Genomic DNA, 18,177 nt, shown 5'->3' on the forward strand with positions numbered 1-18,177 from the left:
GTATATCAGGACTAGTCAGTTTTTTCCTACCCACACAGCGAGTGAAATTCTCATCATTATGTTTTAGCGGGCGCAGATTTACAAAAAATTACATATTCACACTATTTATCCACTTTTATAATATGGATATTGTGAGGGCACTTCTTGCATAAGCAATAATGATTGGGCCTTTAAAAGGGCTATTTCACTATCGTTCACAAAATACAATAATCTCTCCGCTACTATTGATTAAAAATGGATATGACAACAATGAGAAACAGGATCGTCAATAATTATATATTGGCATACCTAACCTATATGATTACACAATTAACATTTTCAGGTTGGTATTCCTTCAAACCGGGCATCGAGAATCCAGAGCTAACATTTATCGCTTTATTTTTTATAATTGGTATTTTTTTGACACTCAAAAACATCCAAAAATTTGCTATCTGGATGTTCACCGACTAATTAAATCAGGAATATACTTTGATGATAATCAAAAGAGAAATAACAAAGATTTGTGTGGTTTGTTCGCCCAGTTTTTCGAGATGTTTTAATCCAATCATGATGCAGAGCAATGCGCTATCGCATGTCATCGTTGATGAAGATGAGTACATCGCTTTATTGCGAACTCGTGTTGAAAGCCTTGGACTACCATGGTTAATCGAAAAAGATACAACCTATTCCGATGCTAAAGAAATCCAGGAGCAAGGATTCGATATCATCCTTGCCATTCCGGGTTTGAAGCTAATGTTCGCCTCTCGGAAGTTTGATAAAAATAAAATCATTCATCTGGATTATTTTAGCTATGCGACAAAAGACGTGAACGTTGCCGTCCACAAATTAAAGAGTGTGATTAATGCAAATAAAATATTTTAGTTTATTGAAGAGTCACATATCGTATTAATCATAATAACTATTTTGATGATTAACTTAATGTCCATTTTTCTACATTTGCATTCACCCCGGAATTTATCTCCGGGGGAATTGCAGAATAAAATCAGAAATAAATCACTCAGCAATTACATGCTGGGATTCATTTTTAGCGTTGCGGGTCATCCACAGCGCCAGTGCTTTTAGAGAGTCCGGCGTAAAGTCGTCACAGCGGGCTGTAATCTCTTCTGGCGACATCCAGCACACTTCGCTGACTTCTTCTTCCTGCAACGCAAACGGGCCATGAGAAACGCAGCTAAACAGGCTTCCCCATACGCGACAGTTAGTATCCTCAAAATAGAACTGACCGTGCTCGGCAAAAGGTACACCGGCAATACCCAACTCCTCTTCTGCCTCGCGACGTGCTGAGTCCAGCAACTGTTCATCTGCCTGAACTACACCGCCTGCAGTGGCATCCAGCATGCCTGGCATAAAATCTTTGGTTTCAGTACGACGCTGCACCAAAATCTTACCCATACCGTCATGCACAACGATATAAGTCGCGCGATGGCGCAAACGCTGAGCGCGCATTTGCTCGCGGCTTGCTTGTGCGATTACTTCATTGTCTTCATTGACAATATCAACCCATTCCATGCCAACAAAATGACTCTGTTCCGCCATTGGGGAAACCTTATATAGGGCGCTCTTTGGCGCGTGATTCGTCTAACAAGCGGTAAGTTACGGGGTAATTCTCACCTGTGCAATAACCCCATCGTTATTCAGTGCGTGAACGCTCAGAACACCATCATTTAGCATGCCGTAACTCGGCTCAAACCCGCCTTTAGGTATGCTTACCGAGCCTGGATTAAAGAGATAGACCGTGTCTTGCTTTTCAGCCAGTGGCAAATGCGTATGACCAAAAACCAGCACGTCATTTTCTAGCAGTGGCGGCAATTTTTCAGGGTTATACAGATGACCATGCGTCACAAATAAACGTTGGTCCGCCATCAGTATTTGTTGCCACGGTGCAGTAATGGGGAAATGGAGCAGCATCTGGTCGACTTCGCTGTCACAATTGCCACGTACCGCAATAATTCTCTCTGCAATACTGTTAAAGCGCTCAGCAACAGCACCTGGATTGTAGCCCACCGGCAGCGCATTTCGCGGCCCGTGATTCAGCACATCACCCAGTAATATCAACCACTTAGCACCACTGCGCTCAAAATGCGCCAGCACCTGCTCAGTTGCGGGTAACGAACCGTGAATATCCGAGGCAAACATCAGCTTCATAAAGTCCTGATCCTGTTAATGGTAAGCAGAATTATCATAGCGAATTATGGGGCTAATCAGCCAGAATGCTTTGCGGAAAGTGCCAGAAAACGCTGCACTGATGCCCTCTGCCACTGGAAGGCGGCATACTCTTCGAGTCGCTCAGGAACTTCATCACCATTGAGAATTAAACGATTAAGCATCAGCGCCAGATCGGTATCGGCAATGGACCATTCGCCGAAAAGATTTTGCTGGCCGACAGGCAGCAAGTTTTCTACCGTCGTTATAAGTTTTTGAGCCGCATATTGCCCTTTGTCTGTCAGCGGTGCTTTCTTCACGCCAGCGAAAACCACATCGGTTGAGCGCTCTTCACGAATCGGCATTAAATCGCTGCGAATCCAGGCCTGGATTTGTCTTGCCCGGGCACGTTTTTCCAGGTCATGCGGATAAATCCGTTCCCAGGTTGGTGGAGCAAAACGCTCTTCAAGATATTCAGTAATGGCAGAGGATTCACTCAGTAGAAAATCATCGACTTCTATAGCGGGAACGCGGCGCGTCAGATCATAGCCTTTCCAGCCAGGTTGCAGGTTTTGCCCACTATTCAGATCAATTGTTTGCAGGTTAAAGTTCAGGCCTTTCTCTTTTAGTGCAACGTAAACAGACATCACGTACGGGCTAAAAAAATTCGCATCGGACCAAAGTGTTATTGTTGGTTGGCTCATAATATCCCCCTTGATTTCGTTTCCAGGCTATTGAACATATAGCGGAACATGGCAACTGTCACCTGAGCAAACCTCATCTACGAAGCACTTTTTTCAAAAAGTCTATACTCCATAGGTTTAAGAAAAATACTGACATCAGGATGGGAATACCATGATTGACCTCTACTACGCACCGACACCAAACGGCCACAAAATCACGCTATTTCTGGAAGAGACGGGCCTGGACTACGCCATTCATCGTATTGATATTGGCAAAGGAGATCAGTTTCAGCCTGCCTTTTTAGCGATTTCCCCGAATAATAAAATCCCAGCGATTATCGACAACCATCCCATTGATGGCGGCGGTCCGCTGAGCTTGTTTGAATCCGGTGAGATCCTGCTGTATTTAGCAGAAAAGACCAACGAACTATTAAGCAAAGATCTGCGCGAACGCGCTCACACATTGCAATGGCTGTTTTGGCAAGTGGGCGGCTTTGGCCCAATGCTCGGACAGAATCATCATTTTAACCACTTCGCACCACAGCCCGTACCCTATGCCATTGAGCGTTACCAGGTTGAGACCCAACGCTTGTACGGCGTTCTGAATAAGCAGCTTGAGAAAACTCCATGGCTGGGCGGTAACGAATACAGCATTGCAGATATTGCGACTTATCCATGGACGGTTTCCCATGAGCGCCAACGTATAAACCTGGCGCACTTCCCTGCCGTTCAAAATTGGTTTGAGCGAATCCGATCTCGCCCGGCAACTGAACGTGCCTATGAGAAAGCGCAGCAAAACTAAACCCTGCGCGCCCGATAAGGCGCGCAATTTTTTTCCTCATCTAATTTGGGTATAGTCTGAGAAGGAAAATAACTAAATGGAGCACACCTGCAATGACCCAACAACCAGACGCAATCATTCGAATCAAAAACTTACGTCTTCGCACCTTCATTGGTATCAAGGAAGAAGAAATTGCCAATCGCCAGGACATTGTCATTAACGTCGTTATTCATTACCCGGCGGACAAAGCCCGCGCCAGCGAAGATATCAACGATGCGCTGAATTACCGCACTATCACTAAACAAATCATTCAGTTGGTAGAGAACCATCGCTTCTCATTATTGGAAAAATTAACTCAGGATGTGCTCGACATCGCATGCGATCATCCGTGGGTATCTTATGCTGAAGTAGAGATCGATAAACTTCACGCGCTTCGCTATGCCGACTCGGTATCAATGACCATGAGTTGGCGCAAGTAAGCGCAAACAACTGGAGACGAGCATGCAGATACTGATCACCGGCGGAACCGGCCTGATTGGCAGCCATCTGGTACCACGCTTGCTGGAATTAGGGCACGATGTCACGGTCGTCACCAGAAACCCCGACAAAGCACGTACGCTTTTTGACCCCAAAGTCGAATTCTGGAAAGGGCTGAACGACCATCGAAATCTTGATGGGTTTGGTGCGGTAATTAATCTTGCGGGTGAACCCATTGCCGATAAACGCTGGAGCGAGTCGCAAAAGCAGCGCTTATGCCAAAGCCGCTGGCAAATCACCGAACGCCTGGTTGAGATGTTTAAAGCAAGCCAGCAACCGCCTGCAGTGTTTATCTCTGGCTCAGCCGCCGGATATTACGGCGACCTCGGAGAAGTGGTCGTCAACGAAGATGAACCGCCACACAATGAATTTACCCATAAGCTATGCGCCCGTTGGGAGCAAATTGCCTGTGGAGCACAGAGCGAGCATACCCGCGTCTGCCTGCTGCGTACCGGTGTGGTGCTGGCACCTAAAGGCGGGATTCTGGCAAAACTGTTGCCGATATTCCGACTAGGCTTGGGCGGGCCGATGGGTGATGGTCGGCAATATCTGGCATGGATTCATATCGACGATATGGTGAATGGCATTCTCTGGCTGCTGGATAACGATCTGCGCGGGCCGTTTAACATGGTTTCGCCCTACCCGGTCCGCAATGAACAGTTCTCCCACGCCCTTGGCCATGTGCTAAATCGCCCGGCGTTTATGCGCGCCCCGGCAATGGTGGTCAGGACGATGATGGGTGAATCTTCGGTGCTGGTGTTAGGGGGGCAACGTGCTTTGCCAAAGCGGCTTGAAGAATCCGGGTTTGGCTTCCGTTGGTATGATCTGGAAGAAGCGCTGGGGGATGTGGTGCGTTAACATTCAAGTCCCGCCGCAATGGCGGGACTTCCAGTATTACTTCAACGAGCCTGACAAGAACTGCTGCAAACGGGCGCTTTTCGGATTACCAAACAACTCTTCCGGCGTCCCTTCTTCTTCGATTAAACCTTGATGCAGGAAAATCACATGGTTTGAAACGTGGCGCGCAAAATCCATCTCATGCGTTACCACTACCATCGTTTTCCCCTCTTCGGCCAGTTTCTGCATGATACGCAGTACTTCGCCTACCAGTTCAGGGTCAAGCGCGGAAGTCGGTTCATCGAACAGTAACACTTCAGGTTCCATCGCCAGTGCACGGGCGATAGAGACACGCTGCTGCTGACCACCAGAAAGATGTACCGGGTATTTAATCTGCTGACGCTCGTCAATGCCGACTTTCGCCAGATACTTAATTGCACGCTCTTTCGCTTCTTGCTTGCTCAAACCAAGCACTTGAATCGGCGCTTCCATAACGTTTTCCAGCACCGTCATGTGGCTCCACAAGTTGAAATGCTGGAACACCATTGTCAGGCGAGTACGTAGCAAGCGAAGCTGATTTTTATCGGCAACTTTCAACTGCCCGTCGGTGTCGCGCACCAGATTAATGTTCTGGTTATTAACGACAATCGTCCCTTCACTCGGTTTTTCGAGGAAGTTAATACAGCGCAAAAAGGTACTTTTGCCTGAGCCCGATGAACCAATGATGCTTATCACATCACCAGCATTAGCCTGTAAAGAGACACCTTTGAGCACTTCATGTTGGCCGTAGCGCTTGTGCAGGTCGGTAACGCTTAATTTTTTATCAGTCATCGTTGAACACTCAATGTGTTGAGCTTGGTTTAATATGCTGCAACCAGCGTTGCTCAGCCTTGCGGAACAATCTAATCAGCACATAAGAAATACACAGGTACAGCACCGCAGCAATCCCAAAAGCAGTAAACGGCTGGTAGGTTGCGGAGTTAATGTCACGGGCGATTTTCAGCAGATCCGGCACCGTGGCGGTAAATGCCAGCGCGGTCGAGTGCAGCATCAAAATCACTTCATTGCTATACGCAGGCAATGCGATGCGCAATGCCGATGGCAAAATAATGCAGCGATACATTTTGAATGGTGAGAAGCCATAAGCGCGCCCGGCTTCAATTTCACCATGCGGCACAGCACGGATCGCACCGGCAAAGATCTCAGTCGTGTATGCGCACGTATTCAACGTTAGCGCCAGCACCGTACAGTTCAGGCCACTGCGGAAAAACTCATTAAGCAGTACCGTACCCTTCACTACTTCCAGCGTGTACATGCCTGAGTAGAACACCAGCAACTGCACATACAGCGGTGTGCCACGGAAAATGTAGGTAAACAGCCAGATTGGGAATGCGATAAATTTGTTGCTCGATACGCGGCCAATGGCCAAAAACAGCGCCAGAATCCCGCCCATCACCACGGATGAAATCAGCAACCACATCGTAATGGCAACGCCGGTAAACCGATAGCCATCGGTCCACAGCAATGCTTTCCAGTATTCCTGAATAATTTCGATCATAGCTCGGCCCTCTTCACGCCAACCGAGTAACGGCGTTCAAGCCAGAGCAGCACTCCATTCGATACCGTAGTAAAGAAGAGGTAAATGATCCCGGCGACAATCGCAAAGTAGAATGGCTGCCAGGTACTTTTCCCAGCAAGTTGCGTTGCCTTCACTACATCTTCCAGACCTAACAAAGACACAAGTGCGGTCGCTTTTAAAATAACCTGCCAGTTATTACCAATCCCAGGTAGCGCATAGCGCATCATGGCTGGGAAGAGAATTCGACGGAACGTTTGTGAGCCGGTGAAACCAAAGGCAGTTGCAGCTTCAATGTGCCCTCTCGGAACAGCCATAAAAGCACCGCGGAAAGTTTCGGTAAAATAGGCACCGTAGATAAAACCAAGCGTAATAATACCGGCAACCATGGGGTCGATATCAAACTGAGCAACCCCAAGCGAGTCGGTTAACGCATTGAGCGCCATTTGCAGGCCATAGAAAATCAGCAGCATCAGCACCAGGTCAGGCACGCCACGAATTAACGTGGTGTAGCCTTCAAACAACATAGCTAACGGGCGATTTTTGGATAACTTAGCACCAGCTCCCGCCAGGCCAATAATAACGGCGAGGATAACGGAGCTTAGCGCCAGTTCCAGCGTGACGACAGCCCCTTTAAAAATGACTTCTGAAAAACCGTACAACATGGTGCGTATCCTGTCGTCAGTGTCTGCACAAACTTAACCTGCCCACATAGGGCAGGTTTAACCACTGGTGACTGTTAACCACCGTAAACATCGAAGTCGAAGTATTTCTTCGCTAACTTCTCATAAGTTCCGTCTTTGCGCATTTCCGCAAATGCTTTGTTCAGTGCTTCACGCAGCTCAGTATCATCTTTGCGCAGCCCCATACCGGTGCCAACGCCAAATAGTTTGTCGTCTTTAACAGACGGGCCACCGAACTGGTAATTAGCGCCAACCGGTTGTTTCAGGAAGCCTTCGCTCGCAGCCACTTCATCCTGGAATGCGGCGTCAATTCGGCCTGCCGTCAGGTCAGCGTAAATAGAATCCTGGCCTTGATAAGAGACAATTTCGATGCCTTTTGGCGCCCAGTGCTCATTACCGTAGGTTTCTTGCGTGGTGCCTTGCAGAACACCGACACGCTTACCTTTCAGAGACTGAAGGGTTGGTTGAATAGGGGAACCTTTCGCGACCACTAAGCGTGAGTCTGCGGCGTACAGTTTGTCAGTGAAGGCGATTTCTTGCTGGCGTTTTTCTGTAATGGAAAGTGACGACATAATCGCGTCAATTTTTTTCGCTTTCAACGAGGGGATCAGCGCATCCAGTGGGTTTTCCACGAAGGTACAGTTAGTTTCGATGCGTTTGCAGAGTTCTTTTGCCAAATCAATATCAAAACCGACTAATTCCCCTTGAGCGTTTTTCGACTCAAACGGCGCATAAGTTGGATCAGTACCAATACGTACATTCTTAGGAATTGCGGCGAAAGCTGTGGAAACACTGGAAAATGCCAGTACCAAAGAAAGAGCGATGATCTGCTTGTTCATAATTATCCTCGAGTAGACCGTATATTTTGCGCGATTGCTTTTTAACCGGATAAAATTGCATGTTTCATGCCAATTTATGCACACCAATATAGTGTTTTTTCAAGCGGATGGCGCGCCCTGTTTCAGGACCACTTTCACTTGAAAAGCACGTCGCACCAATAGGATGCAAGTAAAACATCATTTTGGTGCATCGGCAATAATTTGCACTAATGGAGTGCAAACAACTTCGGGTTAGATTGCAATTCTATTCAGCCCGGCCGTGAAGCCACAACCGGGCTACAGACTACGGGATAAGGTTATTCACCGTAAACATTAAAATCGAAGTACTTCTTAGCAAATTTGTCGTAAGTTCCATCTTTACGCATTTCTGCCAGCGCTTTATCAAAGGCCGCTTTCAGCTCCACGTCATCTTTACGCAAGCCAATACCGGTGCCATCACCAAAGTATTGTTTGTTTTTCACCGATGGGCCAGCAAACTGATAGCCTTTACCCGCAGGCAGTTTCAGGAAGCCTTCGCTGGCAGCGGTTTCATCCTGGAATGCTGCATCAAGGCGACCAGCAGCCAGGTCGGAATAGATCAGATCCTGGTTAGCGTAAGGCACCACATCGATACCTTTACTACGCCATTCAGCATTGGCATATGCTTCTTGGGTAGAGCCTTGCAACACACCAATGTGCTTGCCTTTGAGCGAATCAAGAGTCGGCTGAATTGGGGACCCTTTAACAGCAATCAGGCGTGAATCCGCAGCATAAAGCTTGTCAGAGAAGGCAATCTCTTTCTGGCGCTTTTCGGTGATGGAAAGCGAAGAGATGATGCCGTCGATTTTCTTCGCTTTAAGTGATGGAATTAACGCATCAAAGTCGCTTCCTACCCATGTACATTTAGTATTGATGCGTTTACACAACTCATTGCCGAGATCGATATCGAAACCAACAAAATCCCCTTTCGCGTCTTTAGATGAGAACGGTGCATATGTAGTGTCCGTACCAAGACGAATGCTCTGCGGAATAGCTGCGAAAACACTTGCGGTGGCACTCAGGCCAAGCAGTAATGACAGAGCGAGAACTTGCTTTTTCATACATAACCCTCAAGGTGGCGGATCTTATTATGTGTAACGTCGTGTTGTGTTTTTTTGTGTTGCAGACCAGAGTTGCAGTTCCCATGCCACTTTTTCTTGCGTGAAAGAAAGTGCGCGGTTTTGTGTTAAATAAAAGTTACAACTCTGTCACAAGAATGAAAGATAGCAGGTCTGGTATGAGGGAAAAGCATTAACGGTGGAAAATAGCGGATAAATGTTCTGGAAGTGATCGAGGTTACAAAATCGCCCCATTTTGAGGCGAAGGGTTTTGTGATGCACCACACTGGCGCAATATTTATGCGCCGTTCCAGCGGGTGAACAAGTCCTGTGGCAGCTCAATATCAAACTGGTCGAGTACCCGGTTGACCGTCTGGTCGATGATGTCCTGCACGCTTTGCGGACGATGATAAAAGGCCGGCATTGGCGGCATGATCACCGCACCCAATTCGGCGGCCTGGGTCATTAAACGTAAATGGCCAAGATGCAGCGGTGTTTCGCGCACACAAAGCACCAACGGGCGACGCTCTTTTAGCACCACATCTGCCGCACGCGTCAGCAGGCCATCGGTATAGCTGTGGACAATTCCTGAAAGGGTTTTAATTGAACAAGGCAATATCACCATGCCGTGCGTCTTAAAAGAGCCTGAGGAGAGGCTGGCGGCGATATCACGGGCGTCGTGAACCACATCAGCCAGAGCCTGAACTTCGCGCAGGGAAATATCGGTTTCTAAGGCAAGGGTCTGGCGAGCTGCATTACTCAGAATGAGATGAGTTTCGATATCGGGTAATTGTTGCAGTACCTGAAGCAGTCGCACACCGTAGATTGCACCACTGGCACCTGAAATCCCAACAATTAACCGTTTCATATTTTAGTTCGCCCAAGGAGATTATCTGGGCTGACTTTGCCGCAAGATGGGCAGGGATGCAAGAAATGGTAACCCTCTCCTTCGGGGAGAGGGTTACGGTGAGGATGGCTTTAACCCTCGTTGTGCATCTCTAAGTTTTCCACTTCGTTTTGACGCTGAATAGCTTTCGAATCGTCATTACGCAGTGACTCAAGATACTCAAGGTATTCGTGGTCCACGTCTTTGGTCACGTAGATACCGTTAAACACCGAGCATTCAAACTGTGTAATGTCCGGGTTCTCAACGCGAACAGCTTCAATCAGATCGTCCAGATCCTGGAAAATCAAACCATCAGCACCAATTAACTGGCGGATCTCGTCAACTTCGCGGCCGTGAGCAATCAGTTCGTTTGCGCTTGGCATGTCGATACCGTAAACGTTCGGGAAGCGAATCTCTGGTGCTGCGGAAGCGAGATAGACTTTTTTCGCACCCGCTTCACGTGCCATCTCGATAATCTGCTCAGAAGTTGTGCCACGCACGATAGAGTCATCCACCAGCAGCACGTTCTTATCGCGGAACTCAGCACGGTTAGCATTGAGTTTACGACGCACAGACTTACGACGCAGTTGCTGGCCCGGCATGATAAAGGTACGACCAACGTAGCGGTTCTTAACGAAGCCCTGGCGATATGGCTTGTCGAGAATGCGGGCGATTTCCAGCGCGATATCGCAGGATGTTTCTGGAATAGGGATAACCACATCGATATCCAAATCTTCCCACTCGCGGGCAATTTTCTCACCGAGTTTTTTGCCCATCTCAACGCGTGCGCTGTAAACGGAAATTTTATCGATAAAGGAGTCCGGACGCGCGAAGTAGACGTATTCGAATAGACAAGGATTGCTGGTTGGGTTGTCAGCACACTGGCGGGTAAATAACTGCCCTTTCTCAGTGATGTAAACCGCTTCACCTGGTGCGATATCACGCAGGAATTCGAAGCCCAGGGTATCAAGCGCAACGCTTTCGGAAGCCACCATATATTCAGTGCGACCATCGTTCAAATCACGCTTGCCCATGACGAGTGGGCGGATGCCGTTTGGATCGCGGAACGCAACCATACCGTGGCCGATAATCATTGCCACACATGCATAAGCGCCGCGAATCTGACGGTTAGTTGCAGCAATAGCTGCAAAAATATTGTCAGCTTCTAGCGGATAGTTGCGGAAATTATCCAGCTCGCTGGCAAAAATATTCAGCAGGATTTCAGAATCGGAAGTGGTGTTAATGTGACGACGCTTTTCTTCGAACAGCTTCTGGCGCAGTTCGTGGGCGTTAGTGAGGTTACCGTTGTGTGCAAGGGTAATGCCATATGGAGAGTTAACATAGAAAGGCTGGGCTTCAGAAGCACTGGAACTACCCGCTGTAGGGTATCGCACATGACCAATGCCCATGTTTCCTTGTAAGCGTTGCATGTGAATGGCACCAAATACATCACTCACCAGTCCATTAGCTTTACGCAGACGAAAACAGTTTAAAGCATCAATGGTGACGATGCCTGCGGCATCTTGCCCACGATGCTGAAGCACCGTTAACGCATCATAGATAGACTGGTTTACCGGCATGAAACCGGCGATACCGACAATACCGCACATGTTGTCTTTTCCTCATCGTGAGTCTGTTTTTCTGGCGTTATTTGAAAATAAAACAGCCAGAAAAATCAGACTCTAAGCCATAACCCCCGCCCTAAGGCCGAGGCAAGAAACTTGACGAGCTTTGCAGATAGTCAAAGAACCATCTGATGATGAAACTGAATTGCGGGATAAGCTGCGACTTTTGCCAGTCGTCACTCTTCGAAAAACCAGTAAACGTATCAAGAAAGAACAGAATGGCGGCGACGATCAATGCTCCACGTAAAGCACCGAAACAGATCCCCAACACCCTGTCTGTACCCGACAGGCCGGTTTTCTCAACCAGTGCGCTAATCACATAATTGACTATCGCACCAACAATGAGTGTCGCGATAAATAGTATCGCGATAGCTATTCCATTACGTACCAGTTCGTCTTCAAAGCCTGTGAACCAGACTGACAGGTAAGTGTAGTAATGACTGGCGACAAAGAAAGCACAACCCCAGGTCACCAGCGATAACGCTTCACGCACAAACCCACGAATAACACTAATCAGAGCTGAAAAACCGATGACTGCAATAATGGCGTAATCTATCCAGACCATGAACAAATCTCACGACAAATCGCCCTGACGTCCAGTTCGGGGCGCATTCTAACAGAAAAAGAAAACGTTTGCGTAGGGATTTCCTTCCCTCGCGTAAATAAATAATGGCGTTGAAAAAATGCTCAACGCCATTAAGAATTTGCCCTTGTGCCGGGGCTTCACTGAAGATTTCTTATGAATTTGTAAGGTAGATTTGTACCGCGGCATCCGCCTGCGAGAACCCTCTCTGGCGGATGACACTTCGTTTACCAGCCCTACAGTTCAATCAACTTCAGAAAAATTATCTCGCCGTATAATTCATCACAACACCGTTGAGCCCGGAGATGGTACTCAGCTCGCCCAAAGACGATTTCAATTTGTCTTTTGAAGCATCTGGCCCCACCAGAATACGGGTAACTTTACCCTGCACTGGCGTAGACGGTGAGGTATAAACACGGAACCCGGCACCGCGTAGTTTACCAACAATTTCATTCACTTTGTCGGCATTCTTCAACGCACCGAGCTGTACAACATAAGCTTGCCCGGTTGGTGCTTTCTCCGCTGTTTCCTGCTTCGCGGGTTTTTCAGGCTCTGGCGGTTCTTCGTTCATCATCGCCAGGCGTTCTGCCGTTTGATCAATCTCAGCTTTGCTCTGCGGTTTCTCGACCTGCTTAGGTTTCGGTTTCTCAACGACAGGTTGCGGTTTTGGTTGAGCACGGGCGACTGGAACTTCATCAATACCCGCACCACCATCACTCGGCAGTGAGGCAATATCTAATCCTGGTGCCGCTGCCGTACCCGCTCTCACCTCTTCTGCTGCACCCTCAGGTGGTTGAGAAGGGAGTGCCTGCGTTGCCGCCGGCAACATATCCGGCTCAGCGGTATCCCCTGGTTTTGGAACCAGAGGAATAGCTGCAAATTCATCCTGATAATGCTTTTTCTGACCATCAAGTAGCCCTGGCAGGATAATGACCCCCAGTGCGACCAGAATAATGGTTCCGACTAATCGATTTTGAAACTTACTCGCCACCTTTTTTCTCCGCGTCCAGCGCTTCCATTACGTGGGCTACTGTATGAAATGAACCACACACCAGCACGGTATCATCCTCTGTTGCCGCACTCATCGCAGCATTCCAGGCCTGCATCACTGTGCCGTAGACCTCACCCTGGCCCAGATGCTCAATCAACTGTTCAGCACTCGCACCGCGCGGCCCTTCCAGAGGAGCACAATACCAGCTATCAACTTGAGGCGACAAATTTGCCAGCGTACCGGCGATGTCTTTGTCGTGCAGCATGCCAATAACCGCCAGTACACGCCCACGCTTAGGTAGCTGCGCCAGACGCCCGGCAAGATAGGCTGCCGCATGGGGATTATGCGCCACATCGAGAATAACCAACGGTGCCTGCGAAATAATCTGGAAACGACCCGGTAACGTCGCCTGTTTAATCCCTTGAATAATAGCTTCATTACTGACATTTAGCTGGCTTACACGCAATGCGGCCAGCGCGGTTGCGGCATTCGGCTGCGGGACTAGTGGCAACGGCAAGCCATGGAGTTCACCCAGAGCATCTTTAAAGCTCCAACTGCTCTCACCAACCTCATAAGACCAGTCGACGTCACGGCGCAGCAGACGAGCGCCCTTTTCAGCCGCCACATCAGCAATAGTGTGTGGCATATCTGGCTCGCCCACCACTGCAGGTTTACCACCACGGAAGACTCCTGCTTTTTCACGTCCGATACTTTCACGATCTGGCCCCAGCCAGTCAGTGTGATCAAGGGCGATACTGGTGACGACTGCCACATCGGCATCGACAATATTGGTCGCATCCAGGCGGCCACCCAGGCCGACTTCAAGAATCACCACGTCCACGGCCAGTTGTTTAAACAATAACAACGCTGACAGCGTGCTGTATTCAAAATAGGTTAGTGATGTTTCGCCACGCGCGGTTTCAATTTGTGCAAATGCCGCCGTGTGGTATGCCTCATCCAGCTCTTCACTTTGTATGCGCACGCGCTCGGTGTAACGCACCAGATGCGGTGAACTGTAGACACCAACACTATATCCTGCCGCCATCAACACCTTTTCCAAAGTGCGACAAGTCGTGCCTTTGCCGTTTGTTCCGGCAACAGTAAACACCGTTGGTGCCGGTTTCAGCACCTCAAGCGTAGCAGCAACTTTTTTAACACGGTCAAGGCCAAGCTCAATGGTTTTAGAATGGAGATTTTCCAGATAACAAAGCCACGTGGCCAGAGGCGACGTGGCTTGAGGAGTTTGAATTTTTTCCATGATGCCCGCTCTATCTACGGTTCAATATACGGTTCAAGAAAAAGGGCAGGACCTGTTCGGCCTGCCCTTATTAACAATCAGGCCTGGTGACCTTCTTCCGGTGCGGCCGGAACCACAATGGGTTCACGCGGCGCTTCCGGATTCGGCGCTGGCTGATTTGTCAGTTTTGCCAGAACGCTTGCCAGTTTCAGGCGCATTTCTGGACGGCGGACGATCATGTCGATCGCCCCTTTTTCGATCAGGAACTCACTGCGCTGGAAGCCCGGCGGCAGTTTTTCGCGCACGGTCTGTTCGATAACACGAGGACCCGCAAAGCCGATCAATGCTTTTGGCTCAGCGACGTTGAGATCGCCTAACATAGCGAAGCTTGCAGACACGCCGCCCATAGTTGGGTCAGTCAGAACCGAAATATACGGTAGACCGCGCTCCTGCATTTTTGCCAGCGCCGCACTGGTTTTCGCCATCTGCATAAGCGACATCAGTGCTTCTTGCATACGTGCGCCACCGGAAGCGGAGAAACAGATCAGCGGGCAGTTATCTTCCAGAGCCTGTTCTACTGCACGAACAAAACGTGCACCGACAACAGAACCCATAGAACCGCCCATAAAGGCAAACTCAAACGCGACAGCAACAACAGGCATGTTATAAAGCGTGCCTTTCATCACTACCAGCGCATCTTTCTCACCAGTTTCTTTCTGGGCTGATGCCAGACGGTCTTTGTATTTTTTAGAGTCTTTAAACTTGAGAATATCTTTTGGCTCAAGCTCACTACCCAATTCAAACAGCGAACCTTCATCTAACAGGCTATGCAGACGATCGCGCGCAGACATACGCATGTGGTGATCGCATTTTGGGCAGACTTCAAGATTGCGTTCCAGTTCGGCACGGTACAAAACCTGGCCACAACTGTCGCACTTCGTCCACACCCCTTCAGGGATACTCGCCTTACGGGTAGGGGTGATATTGCTCTTATTGAGAATTCGTTCAATCCAGCTCATTGATGACCTTTCTGCTTGAACCTGGTCGATGCCAGTTTTTCTGTGGCAGTAATACCTGCCCCAGACCATAAATGGTGCTCATTAAAACATAACGGCCCGCGACTTTGGATAAAAAAGTGGTCGAACCGCGCGATGGAGTTACTTTTGCAGGCGTTTGGCCGCACGTTTGTGGCGAATAATTTCAACCACACCAGGCAGGACCGACAACACGATAATCGCCACAATCAGTAATTTCAGGTTTTCCTGCACAATCGGCAAATCGCCGAACAGGTAGCCTGCGTAGGTAAATAACAATACCCACAGCAACGCACCGGCAACGTTATACATCGCAAAATGGCGATAGGACATATGCCCCATCCCGGCGACAAACGGTGCGAAAGTTCGCACAATCGGTACGAAGCGCGCGAGGATAATCGTTTTTCCACCATGACGCTCGTAAAAAGCGTGTGTTTTATCAAGATAACTACGGCGGAAGATTTTTGAATTCGGGTTACTGAACAGCTTTTCACCAAACAGCCGCCCAATAGTGTAGTTCACCGCATCGCCAACAATTGCCGCGATGATCATTAAAATCACCATGGTATGAACGTTAAGATCGTTAGTCGGCAGTGCCGCCAGCGCACCAGCAACAAACAGCAGCGAATCACCCGGCAGGAACGGCGTCACCACCAGACCTGTTTCACAAAACAGAATCAAAAACAGAATGGCATAAACCCAGACGCCATACTGCGCAACCAACTCCGCTAAATGCACATCAATGTGCAAAATAAAATCAATAATAAAGCGGATAAATTCCATAGTTATCTACCTTTCTCGACTGGAGTCAGTCTGCCAAAAAAAGAGGCCCCATCGGGGGTTTAGGTAATGCAAAGTGGTCAGGGTAATCTACTGAAACTAAGTACAAGCCTTCTGCTTTTCCGGTGGCCGCTGCAAGCTTACGGTCTTTCGCAACCAGCAATTGGGCCATCCAGTTCTCTTCTTGATTGCCACAACCAATTTCCATCAGGCTGCCGACAATGTTTCGCACCATGTGATGCACAAACGCATTGGCTTTGATATCCACCACCACGTATGAACCATAACGTGTGACGTTGATGTGCATCAGATTGCGCCAGGGTGTGCGCGACTGGCATTGCACGGCGCGAAACGACGTAAAATCGTTCTCACCCAGCAAACATTGCGCGGCACGGTGCATGCGTTCAGCATCCAGCGGATGATAAAAATGCGTCACCCCCTGCCCCATCACTGCCGGACGTAGCCGCTCGTTATAGATGACATAACGATAACGACGCGCCGTGGCACTGAAGCGCGCGTGAAAATCATCGGGCACAGCTTTAACCCAACGCACCGCAATGTCACCAGGTAAATTCGCATTTGCACCAAGTGTCCATGCCGCATCTTTACGCTGCGCACGCGTTTCAAAATGCACCACCTGGCCGGTGGCATGTACACCTGCGTCGGTACGCCCGGCACAGAATACATTTATTGGCTCATCAGCCACTTTAGAGAGCGCTTTTTCAAGCTTCTCCTGCACACTGCGCACTTCATTCTGGCGCTGCCAGCCGTAATATTTGCTGCCGTCGTATTCAATGCCGAGTGCAATCTTGTTGAGTGGTGTTTGGTGCAACTCGTCGGACATTAGTACATATACTCCTGCACTAATTTCTCAGCCGTTTTCACCGCCATCAATGCACCGCCGAAACGAACGTTATCGGCAACTGACCAGAATTGAATCTGCTCAGGCATACCGTAATCGTTGTGGATACAGCCGATTGAAAGATGTGCACTACCGGAGGCGTCAGCAACCTGAGTCGGGAAATCCCCTTCTTCGGAAAGCTCGATATCTTCAAATTGACCAAATGCATCACGCGCTTCTTCAGCCGCCAACGGACGCATTGCTTCAAAATTGACCATCTGCGCATGCCCGTAAAATACCGGAGCCTGAACCATGTTGGAAGAGATCATGACACCTTCATCTTGCAACACTTTACGTACTTCGTTCACCAGGCGACGCTCTGCAAGAACGCTACCTTCGGCATCCGGCACCAGCGGTAGCATGTTGAACGCCAACTGGCGACCAAATAGATCAGCCTCTTCGATTGGCAAGCCATTAAGCAGACGAGCACTCTGACCGGCCAGTGCGTCTACCGCACTTTTGCCACGCCCGGAGGCTGCCAGTAAATTAGTGACCTGAATACGTGATAAACCACCCTGTTCGATAAGCGGTTTCAGGGCAGTCAGAAGTTGGCTGGTCAAGCTATCAGCAACGGCAACCAGGTTGCGATTGCGGTATTCACCCAACACGAATGGATTCACATCAGGAACAACCAGCGGTACATCGTGTTCCATGGCGAATAGGCCGCTGGAGTCGATAACCAGGCAACCGGCATTCGTGGCTTCTTCAACATAACGTGCAGAAGCTTCAGCACCTGCAACGAAGAACGCCAGCTGAACCTGAGTCCAGTCAAATGATTCAGCATCCTGAACCATCACTGTTTTGCCTTCATAACGAATATTTTCACCGGCGCTTTCATTGCGCGCCAGGGCATACAATTCACCAACCGGGAACTGGCGTTCGGCAAGCAGTTCAATCACAGCTGCGCCTACGGCACCCGTGGCACCTAAAACGGCAATATTCCAGCCTTCAGACATGTTGGTTTACTCCAGACTTAAATAGCAGTA

The 18,177-nt window shown here is 49.0% G+C and carries 21 protein-coding genes; 4 read left to right on the forward strand and 17 right to left on the reverse strand.

The window, feature by feature from the left end; all coding sequences use genetic code 11:
• Positions 1 to 468: 468 nt before the first annotated feature.
• Positions 469 to 861, forward strand: a complete 393-nt coding sequence (locus M979_RS11120) for a hypothetical protein (RefSeq protein WP_157093237.1) — start codon at positions 469 to 471, stop codon at positions 859 to 861.
• Positions 862 to 993: 132 nt separating this feature from the next.
• On the opposite strand, the gene yfcD is transcribed toward M979_RS11120, so the two are convergent.
• Genes yfcD through yfcF form a run of 3 tightly spaced genes read right to left on the reverse strand, consistent with a single transcriptional unit; the run spans position 994 to position 2,846 of the window.
• Positions 994 to 1,536, reverse strand: a complete 543-nt coding sequence (gene yfcD / locus M979_RS11125) for an NUDIX hydrolase YfcD (protein WP_034458829.1) — start codon at positions 1,534 to 1,536, stop codon at positions 994 to 996.
• Between the two features lie 57 nt (positions 1,537 to 1,593).
• Positions 1,594 to 2,145 (reverse strand): phosphodiesterase, encoded by a 552-nt coding sequence (gene yfcE, locus M979_RS11130; protein ID WP_064554967.1) that lies wholly within the window; start codon positions 2,143 to 2,145, stop codon positions 1,594 to 1,596.
• Positions 2,146 to 2,201: 56 nt separating this feature from the next.
• Positions 2,202 to 2,846 (reverse strand): glutathione transferase, encoded by a 645-nt coding sequence (gene yfcF, locus M979_RS11135; RefSeq protein ID WP_064554968.1) that lies wholly within the window; start codon positions 2,844 to 2,846, stop codon positions 2,202 to 2,204.
• Positions 2,847 to 2,997: 151 nt separating this feature from the next.
• Here yfcF and yfcG point away from each other — a divergent pair, with 151 nt between their 5' ends.
• The 3 genes from yfcG (at position 2,998) to M979_RS11150 (ending at position 5,001) form a co-directional block, all read left to right on the forward strand.
• The gene (gene yfcG / locus M979_RS11140) at positions 2,998 to 3,627 is read left to right on the forward strand and encodes a GSH-dependent disulfide bond oxidoreductase (protein WP_064554969.1); all 630 of its coding nucleotides are present in this window, start codon (positions 2,998 to 3,000) and stop codon (positions 3,625 to 3,627) included.
• Between the two features lie 92 nt (positions 3,628 to 3,719).
• Complete coding sequence (folX, locus tag M979_RS11145; RefSeq protein ID WP_034458837.1) at positions 3,720 to 4,085, forward strand: dihydroneopterin triphosphate 2'-epimerase; 366 nt, start codon at positions 3,720 to 3,722, stop codon at positions 4,083 to 4,085.
• Between the two features lie 22 nt (positions 4,086 to 4,107).
• Positions 4,108 to 5,001, forward strand: coding sequence for a TIGR01777 family oxidoreductase (locus tag M979_RS11150; protein ID WP_034458839.1), 894 nt, complete (start codon positions 4,108 to 4,110; stop codon positions 4,999 to 5,001).
• 36 nt (positions 5,002 to 5,037) lie between these two features.
• Here the strand turns inward: M979_RS11150 and hisP are convergent, their stop codons facing one another.
• The 14 genes from hisP to M979_RS11220 form a co-directional block, all read right to left on the reverse strand.
• Positions 5,038 to 5,811, reverse strand: coding sequence for a histidine ABC transporter ATP-binding protein HisP (hisP, locus tag M979_RS11155; RefSeq protein ID WP_034458841.1), 774 nt, complete (start codon positions 5,809 to 5,811; stop codon positions 5,038 to 5,040).
• 10 nt (positions 5,812 to 5,821) lie between these two features.
• Positions 5,822 to 6,538, reverse strand: coding sequence for an ABC transporter permease (locus M979_RS11160; RefSeq protein ID WP_064554970.1), 717 nt, complete (start codon positions 6,536 to 6,538; stop codon positions 5,822 to 5,824).
• Positions 6,535 to 7,221 carry a histidine ABC transporter permease HisQ gene (locus tag M979_RS11165; RefSeq protein ID WP_034458845.1) on the reverse strand — a complete coding sequence of 229 codons (687 nt, stop codon included), beginning with the start codon at positions 7,219 to 7,221 and terminating at the stop codon, positions 6,535 to 6,537. Before M979_RS11165 ends, M979_RS11160 begins: the two co-directional genes overlap by 4 nt.
• A 74-nt stretch (positions 7,222 to 7,295) precedes the next feature.
• Complete coding sequence (gene hisJ, locus M979_RS11170) at positions 7,296 to 8,078, reverse strand: histidine ABC transporter substrate-binding protein HisJ (RefSeq protein ID WP_034458847.1); 783 nt, start codon at positions 8,076 to 8,078, stop codon at positions 7,296 to 7,298.
• Between the two features lie 296 nt (positions 8,079 to 8,374).
• Positions 8,375 to 9,157 (reverse strand): lysine/arginine/ornithine ABC transporter substrate-binding protein ArgT, encoded by a 783-nt coding sequence (gene argT, locus M979_RS11175; RefSeq protein ID WP_034458849.1) that lies wholly within the window; start codon positions 9,155 to 9,157, stop codon positions 8,375 to 8,377.
• Between the two features lie 295 nt (positions 9,158 to 9,452).
• Positions 9,453 to 10,022, reverse strand: a complete 570-nt coding sequence (locus M979_RS11180) for a UbiX family flavin prenyltransferase (RefSeq protein ID WP_034458851.1) — start codon at positions 10,020 to 10,022, stop codon at positions 9,453 to 9,455.
• A 110-nt stretch (positions 10,023 to 10,132) separates the two neighbouring features.
• Positions 10,133 to 11,650, reverse strand: a complete 1,518-nt coding sequence (purF, locus tag M979_RS11185; RefSeq protein WP_034458853.1) for an amidophosphoribosyltransferase — start codon at positions 11,648 to 11,650, stop codon at positions 10,133 to 10,135.
• Positions 11,651 to 11,741: 91 nt separating this feature from the next.
• Positions 11,742 to 12,230: a colicin V production protein gene (cvpA, locus tag M979_RS11190; RefSeq protein ID WP_034458856.1), complete on the reverse strand. Its 489-nt coding sequence runs from the start codon at positions 12,228 to 12,230 to the stop codon at positions 11,742 to 11,744.
• A gap of 280 nt (positions 12,231 to 12,510) precedes the next feature.
• Positions 12,511 to 13,239, reverse strand: coding sequence for a cell division protein DedD (gene dedD, locus M979_RS11195; RefSeq protein WP_064554971.1), 729 nt, complete (start codon positions 13,237 to 13,239; stop codon positions 12,511 to 12,513).
• Positions 13,229 to 14,497: a bifunctional tetrahydrofolate synthase/dihydrofolate synthase gene (gene folC, locus M979_RS11200; protein WP_064554972.1), complete on the reverse strand. Its 1,269-nt coding sequence runs from the start codon at positions 14,495 to 14,497 to the stop codon at positions 13,229 to 13,231. The genes dedD and folC overlap by 11 nt, the downstream gene beginning before the upstream one ends.
• A gap of 77 nt (positions 14,498 to 14,574) precedes the next feature.
• Positions 14,575 to 15,495 carry an acetyl-CoA carboxylase, carboxyltransferase subunit beta gene (accD, locus tag M979_RS11205; RefSeq protein ID WP_034458861.1) on the reverse strand — a complete coding sequence of 307 codons (921 nt, stop codon included), beginning with the start codon at positions 15,493 to 15,495 and terminating at the stop codon, positions 14,575 to 14,577.
• Between the two features lie 138 nt (positions 15,496 to 15,633).
• Positions 15,634 to 16,293 carry a DedA family protein gene (locus tag M979_RS11210; RefSeq protein WP_034458864.1) on the reverse strand — a complete coding sequence of 220 codons (660 nt, stop codon included), beginning with the start codon at positions 16,291 to 16,293 and terminating at the stop codon, positions 15,634 to 15,636.
• A gap of 25 nt (positions 16,294 to 16,318) precedes the next feature.
• Positions 16,319 to 17,134 carry a tRNA pseudouridine(38-40) synthase TruA gene (gene truA, locus M979_RS11215; RefSeq protein WP_034458866.1) on the reverse strand — a complete coding sequence of 272 codons (816 nt, stop codon included), beginning with the start codon at positions 17,132 to 17,134 and terminating at the stop codon, positions 16,319 to 16,321.
• Complete coding sequence (locus M979_RS11220; protein WP_064554973.1) at positions 17,134 to 18,147, reverse strand: aspartate-semialdehyde dehydrogenase; 1,014 nt, start codon at positions 18,145 to 18,147, stop codon at positions 17,134 to 17,136. Before M979_RS11220 ends, truA begins: the two co-directional genes overlap by 1 nt.
• Between the last annotated feature and the right edge of the window lie 30 nt (positions 18,148 to 18,177).

Source organism: Buttiauxella noackiae ATCC 51607, from assembly GCF_001654865.1.
Classification (GTDB): Bacteria; Pseudomonadota; Gammaproteobacteria; order Enterobacterales; family Enterobacteriaceae; genus Buttiauxella; species Buttiauxella noackiae.